The organism is Alcanivorax sp. HI0044 (assembly GCF_001634945.1).
This window is the reverse complement of record NZ_LWEZ01001512.1, coordinates 1-996: the sequence shown is the minus strand read 5'-3', so window position 1 is coordinate 996 and position 996 is coordinate 1. Positions and strand designations below refer to the sequence as shown.

The 996-nt window shown below is 55.9% G+C and carries 2 protein-coding genes and 1 pseudogene; all 3 read left to right on the top strand.

Going from position 1 to position 996, the window contains the following annotated elements; translation table 11 throughout:
• Positions 1 to 320, top strand: a 320-nt coding sequence (locus A3730_RS32110) for a redoxin family protein (RefSeq protein ID WP_369819111.1), incomplete at its 5' end; no start/stop codon positions are given.
• The gene (locus A3730_RS22780) at positions 320 to 757 is read left to right on the top strand and encodes a cytochrome c-type biogenesis protein (protein WP_063518626.1); all 438 of its coding nucleotides are present in this window, start codon (positions 320 to 322) and stop codon (positions 755 to 757) included. The genes A3730_RS32110 and A3730_RS22780, both read left to right, overlap by 1 nt.
• Positions 754 to 996: pseudogene (locus tag A3730_RS22775) on the top strand (cytochrome C biogenesis protein); the annotation flags it as partial. The gene A3730_RS22780 and the pseudogene A3730_RS22775, both read left to right, overlap by 4 nt.

Genomic DNA, 996 nt, shown 5'->3' with positions numbered 1-996 from the left:
TGGAACACCCGTATCTGCTGAAGCTGGCGGCGCAGGGTGTGGCCATTTCCGGGTTGAACTACAAGGACGAGCTGCCGGCCGCCCGTCAATATCTGGCTAACCTGGGTAACCCCTTCACCCATGTAATTGTGGATGCCGATGGCCAGCTGGGACTGGATCTGGGGGTCTATGGGGCCCCGGAAACTTTCCTGATTAACCCGGCGGGGGAGATCGTGTTGCGCCACGCGGGGGATTTGAATGCCCGCGTCTGGGAAGAAAAATTTGTTCCTTTATTGCCTACACAGTCGCCAGCGACGGGGCAGGGTGAGGGAGAAGAATAATGCTGCGTATGGTGTTGCTGCTGATGCTGTCCATGCCGGCTTTGGCCGCCATTGATGTCTATCAGTTCGATAATGAACAACAGGAACAGCGTTTTCGTATCCTGTCTGAGGAACTGCGTTGCCCGAAATGCCAGAACCAGAGCATTGCGGATTCCGATGCCGGCATTGCCCAGGATATGCGAACGCGAGTGCATACCATGATCCTGGAAGGCAAAAGCGATGAGGACATCGTCGACTATTTTGTCTCTCGTTATGGTGACTTTGTCAGCTATCGCCCGCCGGTGAATGCCGGTACCTCCATTTTGTGGCTGGGCCCCATTTTGTTGTTATTGGGTGGCGGCGTAGTGATCGCTATGTTGCTGCGTAACGCCAGCCGTAAAGCGGCAGCAGAAGATGAGAGATCCCAGGGTAAAGAACCGGAAGAGGGCACGAAATGATGTTGTGGTTGATGGCGCTGGTTCTGTTGCTGGTGATGGCTGCGGTGCTGTGGATGATGTGGCGCCGAGAAGGGCGCAAAGCCGGCAAGAACATGACGGGCGCGATAGGTATTCCCCTGGTGATGGTGGTTCTGGCCGGCGCCGGTTACGGGTTTATCGGTCTTAACGAGCACACCAGCACCTGGTTGGGACATAAACAGGAATACGGTGAGGTGGCGCGGCAAATTATCGCCGGGCAA